Annotated in this window: 1 protein-coding gene; it reads right to left on the bottom strand. The window is 55.8% G+C overall.

Features of this window, described 5'->3' with window-relative positions:
• Window positions 1-1,417 (bottom strand): VCBS domain-containing protein (locus C8N36_RS23905; RefSeq protein ID WP_211318286.1); only part of this gene is annotated, 1,417 nt, incomplete at both ends.

Below are 1,417 nucleotides of genomic sequence, written 5' to 3'. Positions count from 1 at the left end.
CGGCCCCATCGCAAAACCCGCGGGTGCCGCCTGCACCAGTGAGTAGCTCTGGCTGTCGCCCGTATCCACATCCGTCGCAGACATCTGACCGGACACTTGCGTCCCATCCTCCGTCGCAGACGCCGACGCAGCGCTCAGAACAGGCGCGTCGTCAGTTCCTTCAATCGTGATCGCCACATTGTATAGCTGACCAGATGCACCTGTAACGGAGATCTGATCCGTTAACTGTTCGCCGGTCTTCAACTCTTGAATCACACTTTGACCATTGCTTGCTTCATAGCTCCAGTGGCCGTTGGCGTCTAATTTCAGCTCTCCATAAGTTCCGTGGTAGATCCCGGCTATGTGGTCTTGCGCGCCATTCACCACACTAAGGGATCCGACGGCCACTAGATCACCTGCCTGAACTTGGGAGTCTTCCTTTACGGTACCCACGTCGGCTGCCGTCACCGCCTGCAGAACTTTCGCCAGTCCAGAACTGTCCACTGCAACATGCAGGGTCAGATTGAGTCGCGTGTGTTCACTTGATGACAACGACAGTGTGGAGAAAGTTTCTTCAGCAGTTTGGCCCGCTGGAATATGCGCCGCAAGTGTTGGGTCAACAGTGTAAGTCCACTCGCCGGTGTTCTGATCCATATCCAAGGTGCCAAATTGGCCCTGAACGTTGCCTGTAAATTTGGATCCTGCCAGGAACATGTAGCCACCCGTTGTGTCGACATCGGTCACAACCAGCTTTCCACCTACAACGCTGGCTGGTCCCTGCACACCAGACCCAGTCGTGTTGGTCATCACGCCCGGATCGTTTTGCCCTGCGATATCAACTGTCATGTCGAGCGACGATCCATCCGTCGTCGTCACAGTCAAGTGCTCCTGAATACCATGTTCACTCAGGCCCTGAGCCTTCGCCGTGTCAACTGTGAAGCTCCAATGACCATCAGTATCAATCTGGAACGTGCCATACTGAGTGTGCTGAGTCCCGGCAACGAAAGTCGGTACAACCGCCATGTTGCTATCCACATCAAGGTCGCCCGTCACAGGGGCAGCATGATCCTCGTCTGTGCGGATGATCGGCGTGCCAGTGATGACAGAGTATTTCGCACCCGCTGGATCAACCGTCATCTGAAGCGGCGCACTTTGCGCTATCTCACCTGTACCTGCATCAGTCGCAATTGACGTGATTTGAACGTGCTGCTGTTCGGAATGAAGCATCTGAAGCCCCTGCGCTTCAGCCTGCGTCACGGTCCAGGACCCGTCAGGATTGCGGGTGCCCGCCGAAAGCTCGGCCTGCTGCAATCCCTCGACCCTCCAGACAAGCGACTGGTCTTTATCGCCTGTGTCTCCGATACCACCGGATAAATCCAGAGGTGTTGCAAACCGAATGAGCTCTGCCTGAACGCTCGCCAGACTCACATTCGTCGTA

The organism is Pelagimonas varians (assembly GCF_003208435.1).
GTDB lineage: Bacteria > Pseudomonadota > Alphaproteobacteria > Rhodobacterales > Rhodobacteraceae > Pelagimonas > Pelagimonas varians.
Note: the sequence above shows the minus strand (reverse complement) of the source record. Positions and strands in the feature narration are given on the sequence as shown.